At 62.5% G+C, this 16,083-nt stretch carries 18 protein-coding genes and 1 pseudogene; 3 read left to right on the forward strand and 16 right to left on the reverse strand.

What is annotated here, in order from left to right:
• Window positions 1–82 precede the first annotated feature (82 nt).
• Window positions 83–1,105 carry a fatty acid desaturase gene (locus AC0L3N_RS16710; RefSeq protein WP_123151723.1) on the forward strand — a complete coding sequence of 341 codons (1,023 nt, stop codon included), beginning with the start codon at window positions 83–85 and terminating at the stop codon, window positions 1,103–1,105.
• A gap of 44 nt (window positions 1,106–1,149) precedes the next feature.
• On the opposite strand, the gene AC0L3N_RS16715 is transcribed toward AC0L3N_RS16710, so the two are convergent.
• The 8 genes from AC0L3N_RS16715 to AC0L3N_RS16750 all read right to left on the reverse strand — a co-directional run bounded on the left by AC0L3N_RS16715 (window position 1,150) and on the right by AC0L3N_RS16750 (window position 7,595).
• The gene (locus AC0L3N_RS16715) at window positions 1,150–1,770 is read right to left on the reverse strand and encodes a DJ-1/PfpI family protein (RefSeq protein ID WP_123151722.1); all 621 of its coding nucleotides are present in this window, start codon (window positions 1,768–1,770) and stop codon (window positions 1,150–1,152) included.
• Window positions 1,771–1,907: 137 nt separating this feature from the next.
• Window positions 1,908–2,444 carry a DUF934 domain-containing protein gene (locus AC0L3N_RS16720; RefSeq protein WP_095496870.1) on the reverse strand — a complete coding sequence of 179 codons (537 nt, stop codon included), beginning with the start codon at window positions 2,442–2,444 and terminating at the stop codon, window positions 1,908–1,910.
• 26 nt (window positions 2,445–2,470) lie between these two features.
• On the reverse strand, window positions 2,471–3,235 hold the full coding sequence (locus tag AC0L3N_RS16725; protein WP_473548638.1) for a phosphoadenylyl-sulfate reductase: 765 nt from the start codon (window positions 3,233–3,235) through the stop codon (window positions 2,471–2,473).
• Window positions 3,210–4,880, reverse strand: a complete 1,671-nt coding sequence (locus AC0L3N_RS16730) for a nitrite/sulfite reductase (RefSeq protein ID WP_473548640.1) — start codon at window positions 4,878–4,880, stop codon at window positions 3,210–3,212. The genes AC0L3N_RS16725 and AC0L3N_RS16730 overlap by 26 nt, the downstream gene beginning before the upstream one ends.
• A gap of 46 nt (window positions 4,881–4,926) precedes the next feature.
• Entirely contained in the window at window positions 4,927–5,232 is a 306-nt protein-coding gene (locus AC0L3N_RS16735) for a DUF2849 domain-containing protein (RefSeq protein WP_473527327.1), read from the reverse strand.
• Window positions 5,229–6,680, reverse strand: a complete 1,452-nt coding sequence (gene cysG, locus AC0L3N_RS16740; protein WP_473548641.1) for a siroheme synthase CysG — start codon at window positions 6,678–6,680, stop codon at window positions 5,229–5,231. Before cysG ends, AC0L3N_RS16735 begins: the two co-directional genes overlap by 4 nt.
• A gap of 278 nt (window positions 6,681–6,958) precedes the next feature.
• On the reverse strand, window positions 6,959–7,432 hold the full coding sequence (locus AC0L3N_RS16745; RefSeq protein WP_123151718.1) for a cupredoxin domain-containing protein: 474 nt from the start codon (window positions 7,430–7,432) through the stop codon (window positions 6,959–6,961).
• Window positions 7,425–7,595, reverse strand: a complete 171-nt coding sequence (locus AC0L3N_RS16750; protein WP_473548642.1) for a hypothetical protein — start codon at window positions 7,593–7,595, stop codon at window positions 7,425–7,427. Before AC0L3N_RS16750 ends, AC0L3N_RS16745 begins: the two co-directional genes overlap by 8 nt.
• 315 nt (window positions 7,596–7,910) lie before the next feature.
• Between AC0L3N_RS16750 and AC0L3N_RS16755 the strand changes: the two genes are divergently transcribed.
• Together AC0L3N_RS16755 and AC0L3N_RS16760 are read left to right on the forward strand one after the other, a co-directional pair.
• Window positions 7,911–8,360 (forward strand): baeRF12 domain-containing protein, encoded by a 450-nt coding sequence (locus AC0L3N_RS16755; protein WP_095488474.1) that lies wholly within the window; start codon window positions 7,911–7,913, stop codon window positions 8,358–8,360.
• A gap of 88 nt (window positions 8,361–8,448) precedes the next feature.
• Window positions 8,449–8,661 (forward strand): annotated as a pseudogene (locus AC0L3N_RS16760) (NAD-binding protein); the annotation flags it as partial.
• A gap of 24 nt (window positions 8,662–8,685) precedes the next feature.
• Here AC0L3N_RS16760 and AC0L3N_RS16765 read toward each other — a convergent pair.
• From AC0L3N_RS16765 to AC0L3N_RS16800, 8 genes are all read right to left on the reverse strand, one after another.
• Window positions 8,686–9,438: an SDR family NAD(P)-dependent oxidoreductase gene (locus tag AC0L3N_RS16765; protein ID WP_027153080.1), complete on the reverse strand. Its 753-nt coding sequence runs from the start codon at window positions 9,436–9,438 to the stop codon at window positions 8,686–8,688.
• A 156-nt stretch (window positions 9,439–9,594) separates the two neighbouring features.
• Window positions 9,595–11,850 (reverse strand): transglycosylase domain-containing protein, encoded by a 2,256-nt coding sequence (locus AC0L3N_RS16770; protein WP_473548643.1) that lies wholly within the window; start codon window positions 11,848–11,850, stop codon window positions 9,595–9,597.
• Between the two features lie 451 nt (window positions 11,851–12,301).
• On the reverse strand, window positions 12,302–12,691 hold the full coding sequence (locus AC0L3N_RS16775) for a hypothetical protein (protein WP_095496886.1): 390 nt from the start codon (window positions 12,689–12,691) through the stop codon (window positions 12,302–12,304).
• Window positions 12,692–12,896: 205 nt separating this feature from the next.
• Window positions 12,897–13,043, reverse strand: a complete 147-nt coding sequence (locus tag AC0L3N_RS16780; RefSeq protein ID WP_029348215.1) for a hypothetical protein — start codon at window positions 13,041–13,043, stop codon at window positions 12,897–12,899.
• 26 nt (window positions 13,044–13,069) lie between these two features.
• Window positions 13,070–13,324, reverse strand: coding sequence for a GlsB/YeaQ/YmgE family stress response membrane protein (locus AC0L3N_RS16785; RefSeq protein ID WP_095496887.1), 255 nt, complete (start codon window positions 13,322–13,324; stop codon window positions 13,070–13,072).
• A gap of 105 nt (window positions 13,325–13,429) precedes the next feature.
• Entirely contained in the window at window positions 13,430–13,678 is a 249-nt protein-coding gene (locus tag AC0L3N_RS16790; RefSeq protein WP_095496888.1) for a hypothetical protein, read from the reverse strand.
• A 50-nt stretch (window positions 13,679–13,728) separates the two neighbouring features.
• On the reverse strand, window positions 13,729–14,349 hold the full coding sequence (locus tag AC0L3N_RS16795) for a ribonuclease D (RefSeq protein ID WP_095496889.1): 621 nt from the start codon (window positions 14,347–14,349) through the stop codon (window positions 13,729–13,731).
• Window positions 14,350–14,545: 196 nt separating this feature from the next.
• Complete coding sequence (locus tag AC0L3N_RS16800) at window positions 14,546–15,931, reverse strand: M20/M25/M40 family metallo-hydrolase (RefSeq protein ID WP_473548645.1); 1,386 nt, start codon at window positions 15,929–15,931, stop codon at window positions 14,546–14,548.
• Window positions 15,932–16,083: the final 152 nt, after the last annotated feature.

Genomic DNA, 16,083 nt, shown 5'->3' on the forward strand with positions numbered 1-16,083 from the left:
AGAGCATCGCGCGACAATTACGCGCAGTAACTTCGCGTGATCCCTGCCTTGCGGCGACGGAATGGTCCGTCTATGCTTCCTGATGAACATGATTTCCCCCGAAGCTGTAGCGAACAGCAAACGTGCCTGGTTGAAAATCCTGGCGCGTTACAAGAAACCTGACAGGCGGCGCAGCGCCGTCGAACTTGCCATCACCCTCATCCCCTTTGCCACGCTGTGGGCACTGTCCTCGGCTGCCTATGCCCATGGTCATTGGTGGGGTCTGATCCTGATCCTTCCTGCCGCCGGCTTTCTGGTGCGGATCTTCATGATCCAGCACGATTGCGGCCACGGTTCTTTCTTCGCCAACCGCACCGCCGACGACTGGATCGGCCGCGGGCTGGGCATCCTGACCTTGACCCCTTACGATTGCTGGCGGCGTGCCCACGCTACCCATCACGCAAGCGCCGGCAACCTCGATGAACGCGGCACGGGCGACATCACGACGCTGACTGTCGCCGAATATCGGCAAATGTCCTGGCGGGGCCGCCTTGCCTATCGTCTCTATCGCCATCCGCTCGTCATGTTCGGCCTCGGCCCCATTTGGCTTTTCATCTTTGAGCAGAGACTGCCGGTCGGCATGATGCGAGGCGGCCTCACGCCCTGGGTGTCGTCAATGGCCACCAATGTGGCCATCGCAGTCGCCGCCGCTGCCCTCGTCTGGTTCGTCGGCCTCGAAGCGTTCCTGGTTGTCCATTTGCCCATCGTCGTTCTGGCCGGTTCCGCCGGCATCTGGCTGTTCTATGTCCAGCACCAGTTCGAAGAGACCGAGTGGGCAAAGGACTCCGAATGGGAGTTCCAGCATGCGGCCCTGCACGGCTCGTCCTATTATGACCTGCCGCCGGTACTGAACTGGTTCACCGGCAATATCGGCGTCCATCACGTGCACCACCTCTCCGCCAAGGTGCCGTGCTATCGTCTGCAGGAAGTCCTGAGGGACTATCCGGAACTGCGCGAAATCGGCCGCGTCACGCTTCTCGACAGCCTGCGCTGCGTCAAGCTGGCTCTGTGGGATGAGAGCCGCAGCAAGCTGGTGTCGTTTCGCGAAGCGCGGATGACTGCGTAAACGCACCGCCGCACCACAGGTGCGGCGGTTTTCCAAGACCTGGCTCAAGCCGCCTTGCGTTCGTCGCGCATCAGGATCTCGCCGTGGCGGATCTCGGTGCCGAGCACCTTCAGGCATTCGCGCATGAAGGCGGCGAGGCCCGGCCAACCCTTGGCCGATACCAGATTGCCGTCGACATGGGCGCCGGTCGGCGCGACATCGATGTAGGTGCCGCCGGCGAGCGTGACTTCCGGCTCGCAATACTGCAGCGCCGCGACTTCCCTGCCGCGCAGCACGCCGTCGACTGCCATCAGGATTTGCGCGCCATGGCAGATGGTGAAGATCGGCTTGCCGGTCTCATGGAAATGCCGCACCAGCGCCTGCACGCGCTTGTCGATACGGATATATTCCGGGCCGCGCCCGCCTGCCGCATAGACGGCGTCGTATTCGGCCGGATTCACCTCGGCAAAGCTCTTGTTGAGGATGTAGTCGTGGCCGAGCTTTTCCGTATAGGTCTGGTGACCCTCGAAGTCGTGAAGCGACGTCTTCAGGATATCGCCCGCCTTCTTGTCGGGACACACGACATGGACCGTGTGGCCGACCGCATGCATGGCCTGTTCAAAGACGAAAATCTCGTATTCCTCGCTGAACTCGCCAACGAGCATCAGTATCTTCTTACCAGCCATTCCCGGTTCCTCCCTTGGTGGCGGTATTTATTTCGGATCGCGAAATAATAGGCCCTATCTTAAGGTGCGGACGCCGAAAATAAAAGATTGAATCTGCAAAGTGGTCCGACCAGATGCGACATGCTCCGTGGGGAAGATCAGCCGGCGCGCACCCGCCGCCAGGAATATTTGGGTCCTTTGGCCTCCGGCTTCACGGTCGGCTGGTAGGAGAGCGGCAGACCGCCGGTGCGGCCTTCCTCGAGCCGTTTCAGCAACACTGGATTTGATACTTCGAACTCGTCGAAGCCGAGGCGCAGCATATGCGGAAGCTGGTCGACCAGAACCTGCCCGGTGGCGCGGACCGCGCCCTCGAAACGGTAGCGGCTGCGCAGCAGTTCGCCCTTGGAGAAGGACCGGCCGTCACTGAAAGCCGGGAAGGCCAGCGCCACCAGCGATATCTGGTCGAGCAGGTCCGCGATCTTTTCGAGCTGATCGCCGGGCTGAAGCAGCACGCCGAGGCGCTCCTTCGCCGACCGGCGCACCGCCGGATCGAGGTCGAGAAACGCCTGCAGCGGCAGGATGAAGCGGCCATTGCCGGACAGTGCGTCGGCACTCTCGGCATGGCTCCACTCGTCCTCGCTAAAACCCGTCGGGGTCCAGAGGCGGGTAACAGTCTCTGGCGTCAGTTCGGTCATCGAAAATCCTAAAGCTCAAAAAGATCCTAAAGCGATGCGTCGGTCAGCGACTTCTCCAGCCCCGACAAATGGATGCCGCACTCGGTCTTGGCGTGCCCTGCCCAGCGGCCGCTGCGCGCGTCATCGCCCGGCTGCACCGGCTGCGTGCACGGGAAGCAGCCTATGGACAGATAGCCATAGGCGACCAGTGGATTCTCACGCAGCGCATGCGCGCGCATATAGTTGGCCTGGTCGGCGGTCGTCCAATGCGCCAGCGGATTGATGCGGATGCGCGAGCCGACCGCCTCGAACACCGGAAGCGACGCCCGCGTCGTCGCCTGAAAACGCTTGCGGCCGGTGAACCAGGCGCGGAACGGCTCGACGCCGCGCGCCAATGGCTCGACCTTGCGAACACCGCAGCAGGCGTCGGTGTCGGTCTCGTTCAGATTGCCGGTCGGATCGATCCGTTCGAGTGCCGCTTCTTCGGGCGTGATCACCCGGATGTCGGTCAGCCCGAAGTCGGCAACGAGCGCGTCACGATAGCCGAGCGTCTCCTCGAAATGCTTGCCGGTGTCGAGGAAGATCACCGGCAAAGTCCGGTCGATCTTGGCGATCATATGCAGCAGCACCGCCGAATCCGCGCCAAAGGACGAAACCGCGGCGATTTCGCCGCGAAAGAACTCCCGGGCCGAGCGCTCGATGATCTCCAGCGGCTTCAGATGACCATAGAGCGCATCGAGCCCCGCCGCTTCGGCGGCGATGCCGGCCTCGACGTCGACGATACGATCAAGCGGCCTTGGCTTCGCCAGCATAAAGCGCCTCCTTGAACGGAGCGGGACCGACACGGCGGTAGGCGTCGATGAATTTTTCGTTTCTGTCCAGTCGAAGCCCGAGATAGGTCTCGACAATCTGTTCGATGGCGTCGGTGATCTCTGCCGAGCTGAAGCCGCGGCCGATGATCTCACCGACCGAGGTGTTCTCGTCGGCCGAGCCGCCGAGCGTGACCTGATAGAGTTCGGCGCCCTTCTTTTCGACGCCGAGGATGCCGATATGGCCGACATGGTGATGGCCGCAGGCGTTGATGCAGCCGGAAATCTTCAGCTTCAATTCGCCGATCTCGCGCTGCCGCTCGAGCGAAGCGAAACGAAGCGAGATTTCCTGCGCCACCGGAATGGAGCGCGCCGTGGCCAGCGCGCAATAATCGAGGCCAGGGCACGAGATGATGTCTGATATCAGGTTGGAATTGGCCGTCGCCAGTCCGAAGTCGACCAGTGCGTCATAGACCGCCTTGAGGTCGGCGCGCGCGACATGCGGCAGGATCAGGTTCTGCTCATGGCTGACGCGCAGCTCGTCGAAGGTATATTTTTCGGCAAGGTCGGCGACCGCTTCCATCTGGCTGTCGGAGGCGTCGCCCGGCGCTTCGCCGATGCCCTTGAGCGAGATCGTCACGGCGGCATAATCGGGATGGCGGTGGGTCACCACGTTCTGGTCGAGCCATTCCGAAAAGCTCTTCGAATCGAGGCGGGCAAGCTTGACCGCTTCGTCGCCTTCCGGCCGGTCGGCCAGCGCCGGCGGCGCGAAATAGGCATCGATGGCGCGGATGTCGGCTTCCGGCAGTTTCAGATCTGCATCCTTCAGCTCCTGCCATTCGGCCTCGACCTGGCGGGTGATCTCCTCTACGCCGGTCTCGTGGACGAGGATCTTGATGCGCGCCTTGTATTTGTTGTCGCGGCGGCCGTAGAGGTTGTAAACGCGCAGGATCGCCGTGCAGTAGGACAGAAGGTCTGCCTCGGGCAGGAAGTCGCGGATCTTCTTGGCGATCATCGGTGTACGGCCCTGACCGCCGCCGACATAGACAGCGAAACCGAGTTCGCCGGCAGCGTTCTTCTTCAAATGCAGGCCGATGTCATGCGTCTGGATGGCGGCGCGGTCGCGCTCGGCGCCGGTCACTGCGATCTTGAATTTTCTCGGCAGGAACGAGAACTCCGGATGCACCGACGACCATTGGCGCAGGATTTCCGCATAGGGGCGCGGATCGGCAACTTCGTCGGCCGCGGCACCGGCAAAGTGGTCGGCGGTGACGTTGCGGATGCAGTTGCCGCTGGTCTGGATGGCGTGCATTTCCACACTCGCCAGATCGGCCAGGATCGCCGGAATGTCCGACAGCGCCGGCCAGTTGAACTGGATGTTCTGGCGCGTTGTGAAGTGGCCGTAGCCCTTGTCGTATTTGCGTGCGATGTGGCCGAGCATGCGCAGCTGCTTGCTGTTCAGCGTGCCGTAAGGCACCGCGATGCGCAGCATGTAGGCGTGCAACTGCAGGTAGACGCCGTTCATCAGCCGCAGCGGCCGGAACTGATCCTCGGTGATCTCGCCGGCAAGCCGCCGCGTAACCTGATCGCTGAACTCGGCAACGCGGGCCTGGACGAAATCGTGATCGAACTCGTCGTAACGGTACATGTCTGGTCTTTCCGGGCGCGTCCGCCCGTTTCATCAAATTTGTCGTTTACGCCGCCCGGGCGGCTACCGGGCGGGCCTGCTTGCCCAAATCGTTGCGATTGGTCGGGCCGGCGGCGCGGATCTTTTCACGCAGCCGCACCGGCTCGACCACACCATTGGCGACGGCCACGTCGATCAGATTGACGTCGACCACTTCGTTGTTGGCGTAGGCCATGGCGCCGATTGCCTCCAGCCGGTCCTCAGCCACTTTGTCATGGGCGACGTCGGCATGGTCGATGGTCTCGGCCCAGCCGCCATTGGCGTACCAGACGGCTTCGCCGTTGGTCAGGCGGTTTGCGGTCAGAACTTTCATCGTTCAGCTCCTTCGGCGGCTGTTTGGGCCGCGCCTTCATGCCTGTGTGCCGCGAGCGGCTCGGAACGTTCAAAGTTGGCGCCGGCAACCGCATCGCCGATGATCGTCATGACCGGGCCGGTAAGGTCGGCGCGGACCTCCAACGACGGCAGGTCGGCGAGCGTGCCGTGGAACCGGCGGCGGTTGGCAAGGCTGGCATTCTCGACCACGGCGACCGCCGTATCCGGCGACAGGCCGGCCTCGATCAGCCGGCCGGCCACTTCGGCCGCGACCGAGCGGCCCATATAGACGGCGACCGTGGCGCCGGAAATGGCGAGCTTGGCCCAGTCGGGCAGCGAATTTCCCTTGAGGTCGTGGCCGGTGGTGAACACCATCGACGAAGACACGCCGCGCAGCGTCAGCGGCAGCTCGAAATCGGCGGCGGCGGCGAAGGCCGCGGTGACGCCCGGAACCACCTCATAGGCGACGCCGGCATCGCGCAGCGCTGCCATTTCCTCGCCCGCCCGCCCGAACACCAGCGGATCACCGGATTTCAGCCGCACGACGCGCTTGCCGTCATGGCCGAGCTCAATCAGCAGCGCGTTGATCTCGGCCTGGCTCTTGGTGTGGCAGCCCTTGCGTTTGCCCACCGGCAGACGCTCGGCGTCGCGACGGCCCATGGCGACGATCGCCTCCGGCACCAGCGCATCATGGACGATGACATCGGCTTCCATCAGCAGGCGGTGGGCGCGCAGCGTCAGCAGGTCTTCGGCACCGGGACCCGCGCCAACCAGGGCAATGTGACCCGATGCCGGCGCGTTCGAAAGCAACAGGTCGACGGCGGCGTCATGCGCCTGCGAAAGCTGGCCGGCGTCCATGGCGCGGGCCGGCGCGCCGCCGAAAAAGTCGCTCCAGAAGCGGCGGCGAGCATTGCCTTTCGGCAGCAATCTCTCGGCGGTGCCGCGCAACGAGGCGGCAAGCGAAGCAAGCGGCCCGAGCGATGGCGACAGCATGCGGTCAATGCGGCTGCGCAGCATCTGGGCAAGCACCGGGCCCGCCCCTTCCGTGCCGATGGCGATGGCGACCGGCGCGCGGTTGACCAGCGCCGGAGTGAAGAAATCGCACAGCTCCGGCCGGTCGACGGCATTGATCGGAATGCCCAGCCGGCGCGCATCCTCGGCAACACGGCGGTCAAGCGCCTCATTGCCGCTGGCGGCAAACACCATCACCGCGCCTTCGAGATGCGCGGCATCATAGGCGGCAGCGATGTGGATGGCGCCATTCGCGGCGATGAAGGCCAGCAACTCGGCCTCGGCGGGATCGGCTATGATGCGCAGCACGCCGCTCGACTGGCCCATCAGTCGCGCCTTGGCCAGAGCCTCCTCGCCGCCGCCGACGATGGCCACGGCTTCGCCCTCGACCCGCATGAAGACGGGAAAGGCGTTGAGCTTGGGTGTGGCCTGCGGCATGGCGAGTGGAATCCTGAATACGCTGTCAGTTCTACGCGCGGGAGCGAAAAAGCAGAAGGAAAGCACTCGCGCATCGCTTCGTGCGAAGCAATCGCTTTTCCGCAAGCACCAAAGGCAGGAGAAAAAAATTCCACACCCACGAATGGAGCGGATCCAAGCCGCTGCTGCGCGCCTTGATCTGCCGCCGTTCTAGCGACAAGCGAGATATATCACAAAACACTTTCTTCTAAATTCTACCAATCTAGTAGATTAAAGTCACCAAGCGCCGAACACGCTGATCAACCGCCTGCCAGCACGATCAACTCGCCCACCATCGACGGCTGATGAGTCCCACACCGAAATTCAAACACACCCGTCTTATCGGCGGTGAAGGTTACGGTTGTGAGCTGGCCGCGCTTGACAGTGAAGCTGACATCGTAGCCGTCGATCACCCCCGGATGCTCCGCGCCATTGACACCCAGGATTTCGAGCGTGACTTCGTCGCCCTGGTTCACGATGATCTGATTGGGCTCCCAGCGGTAGGCCGATACCTCCCACCGACCCTCGGCGTTGGGCGCTTCGAGCTCGTAGCCCTTACCTTCTGGTAGGCCCGCGGTCGGGAACGGCTCCTTGTCGACGGTCGTCCCGCCCTTGGCCTCGACCGCGACCATGGTGATGGTGCGTTTCGCCGCCTGCGCGAGATCGGCCGACGCCGCCGCGCTCAGCGCCACACCTAACGAAAGCAGCGTCGCGGTTGTGCTAGACTTAAACATTTGGACCTCCCTTGATGTTGTTATCCACTGTGAAACGCGCGCTGCCACCGCCACCGGCCGAAAAGGCGAGAGCGATCACAAGGCGCGCATCGACAAGCAAGGACACCAGGCTGACGATCAATCGTGCTTGCATGGGGATCACCTCAAACGGGTGTATCGTCATATCAACGATTCCAAACGCCAGATTCTTCCAGCCTTAAGACGCAGCCCGTCAAGCAGGCTGCCCCTGTGGCGAGTGAGTGCTCCACTGCCACCGTCTCGGGCACGAAGACTGCTACATGATAGCCCGCTTCGATGTCGTGGCCGAACACCGTCATCCTTGGCTGGTTGGTTGGCTCGCTCGCTGTTCTTGTCGTCACCGGAACATTCCTGCCTCGGCGCGCGTTTGCCCTGCGAATCCGAGCCTGGCTGTTCAGCTGCGGCAATGGCTCCAGAGACGGGCCTAAAAACCATGAAAAACAGGAAAAAGGAGCGCTCCGTGAACAACCTCAAGCTAAAACGCGGACTGTGGATCGTGGTGGCCGACGGCGAGAAGGCGCTGTTCCTCGAGAACCGTGGCGACACCCAATATCCCGACCTTCAGGTCGTGCAGGAGATGGAACAGGCAAATCCGGCGACGCGAGAGCAAGGTTCGGACCGCCCCGGCCGCTACAGCGACGGCCCTTCCGTCCACCGCAGCGCAGTCGAGGACACTGACTGGCATCGTCTCGGCAAGGAGCGTTTCGCCGACGAAATTGCCGAGCGGCTGTACAAGCTCGCGCACCGCGGCGCCTTCAAGGAGATGGTGCTGATCGCACCGCCGCAGGTGCTGGGCGACATGCGCCGAAAACTGCACAAGGAGGTTGCCGAGAAAATCACAGTGGAAATTCCGAAGACGTTGACCAACCACACCATCGTCGACATCGAGAACCTGCTGCAGGCGGCCTGATCGCGGGCATCAGGCGCACTAGCCGTTTCTCTTTTGCAGCAACCATTGCCAGCCCCGAAGGCGGCTCGCCTTCTGCCATCTTTGTCGTCAGATCGTGCTGCGCGCCCGCGCCGCCAACCCGAAGATCAACGTCATTGCCCGCGCCCATTCCGATGCCGAGGTCGAGCATCTCAAGGGGCTCGGAACCGACATCGTCATCATGGGCGAGCGCGAGATCGCGCGCGGTATCGTCGAAGTGGTGATCGGACATGCTGCGGCACCGGCGTTGCCGTTAAAGGCGACCGAGACGCCGACGGCGTAGCTCCTTCAGTGAGCGAAACACCATTCACACGTGCTGGCCGCCATTGATGTGGATTTCCGAACCCGTCACATAGGAGGCCTGCTGCGAGCACAGGAAGAAGATGATGTCGGCGACTTCGGCCGTGGTTCCCAGCCGCCGCAGCGGAATCGTCTCGACGATCTTTTCCGTGCCGGGCGACAGGATCGCCGTGTCGATCTCGCCGGGTGCGATGGCGTTGACGCGGATGCCGTGCGGGCCGAAATCATGCGCCATTTCGCGCGTCAGCGAGCCGAGCGCGGCCTTTGACGTCGCATAGGCGGTGCCGGCGAAGGGGTGCACCCGGGTGCCGGCGATCGAGGTGACGTTGACGATCGAGCCTTTGGCCGACGCCAATTCCCTAAACAATCCCCGCGCCAGCATGATCGGTGCGAAGAAATTGACCTGGAACACGTCGCGCCAGACGTGCATCGGCGTGTCGATCGAATTCATGCGGCTGTTGCCGTCCTTGAGCTTCGGCGAGATGCCGGCATTGTTGACCAGCGCATGAAGCTGGCCGCCATGCGCTTCCAGCCGATGGCGGATTTCCGAGATCGCGATGCCGACATCCTCCTGGTCGGCCAGATCGACCTTGATGTGGTCTTCCGGACCGGCCGGCCACGGGCAGTCCTCGGCAAAGGCCTGGCGCGAGCAGGTGATGACGCGCCAGCCTTCGCGCGAAAAGCGCTTGACCGTGGCATGGCCGATGCCACGGCTGGCGCCGGTCAGCACGATGGTCTTTCTGGTGTCGGTCTCAGCCATTCGCGATCTCTCTAGGGCGACGTGCGTCCCTTTGGACGCACAAAGTACGCTCTAGCACTTTTAAACCATGCATCGTGCTTTCCGAAAATCGATTTCGATTTTCGGGCCGATGTGTAGCCCGGAGATGTAGCGGAACACGGCAGCGATGACGAGGGGTCAGCCGCCGGTGAGGATGTCGAGGATCGAGGTCTGCCGCTTCTTGACCGGGCCGCCGACATCGCCGGGCGGCACCGGGCGCTTGACCGATGCGGTGGTGCGGTCACCGCCTGGCATGCCGAAGCCGCCGCCATCGACCGTTTCGGCTGGACGCACAGCACGAGGCGATGACGCTTTTTGGGCGGACGGCGCGGATTGGCTGACCGAAGCGGACGGCACCGGCGCCGGTTGCGGCGTGTTGGACGGTATTTCGTCCTGCACGATCGTATCCGCAGGCGTCGACCTCCATGTTCCAGGCAGCGGCCGCACCGGCACGCCTTCATGCGCGGCGACCATGAATTCATGCCAGGCCTGCGCCGGCAGCGCGCCGCCGGTGACCTTCTTCATCGGACTGCCATCGTCATTGCCGAACCAGACGCCGGTGGTGAGATTGGCGGTATAGCCGATGAACCAGGCGTCGCGCGAATTCTGGCTGGTGCCGGTCTTGCCGGCGGCCGGCCAGGCAAAGGCCGCCTTCCTGGCAGTGCCGATTTCGACAGTGCCGGTCATCATCGAGTTCATCATACCGACAATCTCGGGCTTGACGACGCGCGGGGCGCCGCCGCCATTGTTGTCGTAGAGCACCTTGCCGCCGGCTGTCGTCACGCGGCGGATAAAATGGACGTCCGGCCGGTGGCCGCCATTGGCAAAGGGGACATAGGCCGACGTCAATTCAAGCGGCGTCACTTCAGAGGTGCCGAGCGCGATCGAGGTGTTGGCCGTGAGGTCGGACTGGATGCCCATGCGATGCGCCGCCTCGACGACGGCGTCAGGTCCGACTTCCATCGTCAGCTGGGCGGCCACCGAGTTCAGCGATTTCGCCAGCGCCGTCGCCAGCGTCACCTTGCCGAAATACTTGCCGCCGTAATTGGTTGGCGTCCATTTGCCTATTCTGATCGGCGCGTCATTGCGCACGCTGTCGGGCGTACGGCCGGCCTCCAGCGCCGCCATGTAAACAAACGGCTTAAACGCCGAGCCCGGCTGGCGGCGCGCCTCCGAGGCACGGTCGAACTGGCTGGTCGAATAATCATAGCCGCCGACCATGGCACGTACCGCGCCGGAATTGTCTATCGACACCAGCACGCCCTGGCTGGCATTGAGCTTTTTGCCGCTCCCGTCGATCAGCCGGCGGATCGATTGTTCGGCGAGCTTCTGCAGCGTGAGGTCGACGGTGGTGTCGACGATGATGTCGCCGCGCACGTCGCCGATCAGGTCGGGCAGTTTTTCCACGATGGTGTCGGCGACATAGTTTTCCGAGCCCGTCCAGTAGGATGCCACCCGCGACGCCGGCGCGGTCATCGCCGTGGTCAGTTCCTTGGCGCTGATCTTGCCTTCGTCGCGCATGGCGGCGAGAACGAGCTGCGCGCGCTGCTCGGCCGCCTTCGGGTCACGCGCCGGAGACAGTCGCGAGGGCGCCTTCAACAGGCCAGCGAGGAGTGCGGCTTCGGGCAGCGTGACATCGCGCGCGCTCTTGCCGAAATAGCGGCGCGAGGCCGCTTCGACACCATAGGCGCCGGAGCCGAAATAGACCCGGTTGAGGTACATTTCGAGGATCTGGTCCTTGGTGTGCTTGTGCTCGAGCCACAGCGCCAGAAGCACTTCCTGCACCTTGCGTTCCAGCGTGCGATCGGGCGTCAGGAACAGGTTTTTCGCCAATTGCTGCGTCAGCGTCGAGCCGCCCTGCGAAAAACGCCCGCCGAGAACGTTGGCCACCATGGCTCTGGACAGACCGATCGGGTCGATGCCCAAATGCGAATAGAAGCGGCGATCTTCGATGGCGATGACGGCCTCGGGAATATAGGCCGACATTTCATGCAGGCCGACGGCTTCGCCGCCGCTCATGCCGCGATTGGCAAGCAGCTTTCCGTCGACGGAGACGATCCTGATATTGGGTGCGCGGTCGGGAATGGCCCAGGTGGTGGCCGCCGGCATTTTCGCACCGTAATAGACAACGATGCCGGCGGTGGCGATGCCGCCCCAGATGGCCAGAACGAAGCACCAGTAGGCCAACCGGCCGAGCACGCCGAACAGGCCGCGCCGGCTTTTGCCGCGTCCTCGACGCGACGACTTTGTCTTGGCCGATTGGCGCTTTGCAGAGGTCTTGCGGTTGCTCGGCACGACGCGATCCTCCTCGCTCACCGAAAAACCGGCCGAGGATTTCGCCCGTGGCGGTCCCTCGAAGCTCGGTTCGATGCGGCTGTCTCTGCGGTTCGCCATGCGCTGTGCTGTCTGTCCCGATGCCTATCGCATCGGCCCGCAACTCGCAATTTTCGGGCTGATGCGAAGCTTCAAAGTCGTAGAGCGCACTCTGTGCGTCCGAACGGACGCACGTCGCTCCATGGCGTTCGGGGTGAAGAGTAGATGCGGCGATTTAAGGGCGGGTTAAATGGTTCAAAGTTAATTCAATGCGTTACGGCACGTCACCGCTCCGTTCCTTGCTCCTGGCGGTCGGCAACAAGGGCGTCTATCGCGAGACGGCGGAGCGGTCTCGCATTTCGGCATCAACTGCCCAGCCGCAGTCGTTCGGCGCGGACCGCCCATAGCAAGGTAGCCGCAATCTATGCTCGTCATTAGAGCGCGATCGGTAAAGTGCGTTCGACCGCGCTCTAAACCATTGAATCTACGCATGACCTTGTCACCAAAGTCACGCGCACTGGGGGATCATTCGTTAGCCAATCGCAGCACGAACGGAAAGCGCTGCCCAGGATGATTGCATCGTCTCGCCCACATGGCAGTAGCAGACAATTTCGTGGAGCTCATTGTCGGTCAATTCGAAGAAACGCTTTGCTTCGCCATAAGTATCGTCTTTCAGCCCCTCATCGCGCAGGATCGAATCCTCGAAGGCAACCGATATTGGCGAGCCTTCGCCACGCATAATTTCGCGCTCGGGTGACGAACGATATTCGGTCCCGATAAGTGCGGTGAGGAGTCGGTTGGGCTGCCGTTCAAGAAGTTTTGACCAACGTTCGAGACGCTGGGTTCGGTCCATTGCAGGAGGTGTTGGGTCTCTGTGTACCTTTGCCACCGTATGCAGTTGGTCCAGTGTTTGGTGCCTCATGGCAACCTCCTAATAGTAGGTGGGTTGGCCCCAAACTCCCTGTACCAAGATCATACCGCGAATGTGTCGATACGTCACTCTCATTACATATCCAGCTTGGCTTCTCTCCGGCTGCATCGAAGGATGGAGCGGCCCCTGCCTTATCGTCAATTTTCGGCCTGATGGGGTAGGTCGTCGGCACCTTTGCCGCGCCAACCCGGCGCGCTCAGTTCTGCTGGATCGAAATGCCTTTGTCGTCGATCTTGAGTTCCACGCCCTTCGGCCTGGTTTGCTCGCGATAGACATAGACGCCGAGCGCGATGACCACCACGACGAGCGCGCCGATGATGAGATAGAGCATGTTCTGTTTCATGGCGCGCCCTTGATGTGCTTCGAGGATCAGGCCTGCTTCACCAGCTTGATCAGCACGAGCAGGATGACCGCGCCGATCGTGGCGTGGATGATGGAGGCAAATATGCCACCGCCTATGGCGAACCCCAGCCTTGGGAAGAGCCAACCGGCGATGAAGGCACCGACAATGCCGACGGCGATATTGCCGACAAGGCCGAGGCCGAAACCCTTGACCATCAGGCCGGCGAGCCAACCGGCGATGGCGCCGATGATGATGAAGACAAGCAGGCTTTCAGTACCCATTGCATATCCCTCCTGAGCGAATGGCCGCGGAGCAGCAAGCTCCGAATCGACCTCCGATTGCAACAGGGCCAAACTATTGGAAAGGAGCCGGCGCCGCCAGCGGCGTCATTCGTCGTCGTCATCCCCGGATGCAGGCCGCCAGCTGATCGGTTCGATCTTCCTTTGCGTATGGCCGTCCGTATACGCCCACCAGCCGGTGTCGTTCTCGTCCCAGTCGCCGCCGGCCGCCTTCAGGCGGTCGAGCGACCGGTACTGCGCGATGGATTCGTTCATCACGCCGTCGCTGTCCTTCCAGTAGACGGTGACCTTGGAGCCATCCTTGGGCGCTGTTTCGATTGGTTTTCTGGCAGCCATTTCATCCCTCCATGGACCGACAGAACGTCGCGGCGAACACCTGGTTCACCTTAGCTGTGGGCGAAGATGTCTGCCTCATCCCAGCCCATCAGGTCGAGTTTCGCACGCGTGGGCAGGAAGCGGAAGCAGGCCTCGGCCTCCTTGCTCCGGTTGTCGCGCGCCAGCCGCGCTGTCAGAACATCGCGCAGCTGGTGCAGATAGAGCACGTCGGAGGCGGCGTATTCGAGTTGTTCGGGCGACAGCGTCTCCGCCGCCCAGTCCGACGATTGCTGCGCCTTCGACAGGCTGACGCCGAGAAGCTCAAAGCAGATGTCCTTCAGCCCGTGCCGGTCGGTATAGGTTCGGGTAAGCCGCGAGGCGATCTTGGTGCAGAACACCGGCTCCGGCATGACGCCGAAGGCGTTGTAGAGCACGGCGAGATCGAAACGGCCGAAATGGAACAGCTTGGTTATGCTGCGGTTCTTGAGCAGGCTGACAAGGTTCGGCGCCTTCTTCTGGCCGGGCGCGATCTGGATGACGTCGGCGGAACCGTCGCCCGGCGAGATCTGCACCACGCAAAGCCGGTCGCGATGCGGATTGAGTCCCAGCGTCTCCGTGTCGATGGCGACCGCCCCGACGTCGTAGTGCAAGAGCCCCGGTAGGTCGTTCTTATGGAAGCGGATATCGCTCATCATCTTCTCCGGTCGCGACTGGACGCACGTCGCTCTAATGCATGTCGCGCAAAAGTGTGCAGCGGTTTTGCGATAACGACCTGCATAAAACAACAACCTAAAGCGCGTCGCATCAGGCAGGTCAAACGCGACGCGCTTTAGCCCGTCCTTGCCGCGATCCGATGAAAAATCAACAGAAAGTTGAATTCTTGCCCTGTCAGCGTGTCAGCGCATCGAGAATGCGCGCCCAGGAGCGTTGTCCCTTGTGGAAGGAACTCATCTCGTATTTCTCGTTCGGCGAATGGATGCGGTCATCGTCGAGCCCGAAACCGACCAGCAACGATTCGATGCCGAGATAGGTCTGGAAATCGCCGACCACCGGAATCGAGCCGCCGCTTCCCGTCATCACCGCCGGTTTCGGCCATTCGTCGGACAGCGCGTCCTTGGCCTTGGCGAGAAACGGCGAGTCGTAGGAAAGCTGGATCGCCGGCGAGCCGCCATGCGGGTGGAAATCGACTGAGCAGTCGGCAGGGATGCGCTCCCTGACGAAGGCCTGGAAAGCGACTCGGATCTTCTGGGGATTCTGCTTGTGGACAAGGCGGAAGGAAACTTTTGCCGAGGCTTCCGCCGCGATCACCGTCTTGAACCCCTTGCCGGTATAGCCGCCGGTAATGCCGTTGAACTCGGCCGTCGGCCGCGCCCAGGTGAGTTCGAGCACCGAGCGGCCCTTTTCGCCGGATGGGATCGACAGGCCGACAGGCCCAAGGAACGTCTCGGCGGTCTCGCCGAGCGCCTCCCATGACTTCAGGATCTGCGAAGGCGTCTCCTCGACGCCGTCATAGAACCCCGGAATGGTGACATGGGCGTTCTGGTCGTGGATGTCGGCCAGTATCCTGGCCAGGATGCGGATTGGATTGGCGGCAGCACCGCCATAGAGACCGGAATGCAAGTCGCGGTCGGCGGCCTTCACCGTGATCTCCTCGCCGACCAGTCCGCGCAGCGCGACGCAGATGGACGGCGTATCGCGGTCCCACATGCCGGTGTCGCAGACAAGCGCAAAGTCGGCCTTGAGCTCGGCCGCATTTGCCTCGAGGAACGGCTTCAGCGATGGCGAGCCGGACTCCTCCTCGCCTTCGAACAGGATTGTGATGCGGCACGGCAGCCCGCCATGCGCTTGCTTCCAAGCGCGGCAAGCCTCGACGAAGGTCATCAGCTGCCCCTTGTCGTCGGCCGAACCACGTCCCGTGATCACCCGATGGCCGGGCTCGATCTCCTTCACCGAAGGTGCGAACGGATCGCTTTCCCAAAGCTCGATCGGGTCGACCGGCTGCACGTCGTAATGGCCATAGAACAGGACATGCGGTGCGCCCGCCGGCCCGTCATGGTGCGCCACCACCATCGGATGGCCTGGCGTGTCACGCACGCCGGCGTCGAAGCCGATCAGTTTGAGCTCCGCCACCAGCCATTCCGCCGCCTTGCGGCAGTCTGCGGCATAGGTCGGGTCGGTCGAGATCGACTTGATCCTGAGCAGGCCGAACAGGCGCTCCAGGCTCTCGTCGAGGTTGTTGTCGAGGTGGTCGAGGACGGGAGAAATTCTGGACATTTTTATCAGGCCTTTCGATTCTGAGCGGCAACCCTAAAGCTGCGAGGCAGAAACGAAAAGCCGGCGGTCGTTGGACCACGGGCTTCAAAGAGCAAAAAAATGCCGCCGTGGTGGAGGGGGAACCACGGCGGCCTTTACTCGAAACGATGCGG

The sequence above is a fragment of the Mesorhizobium sp. WSM4807 genome (assembly GCF_055811615.1).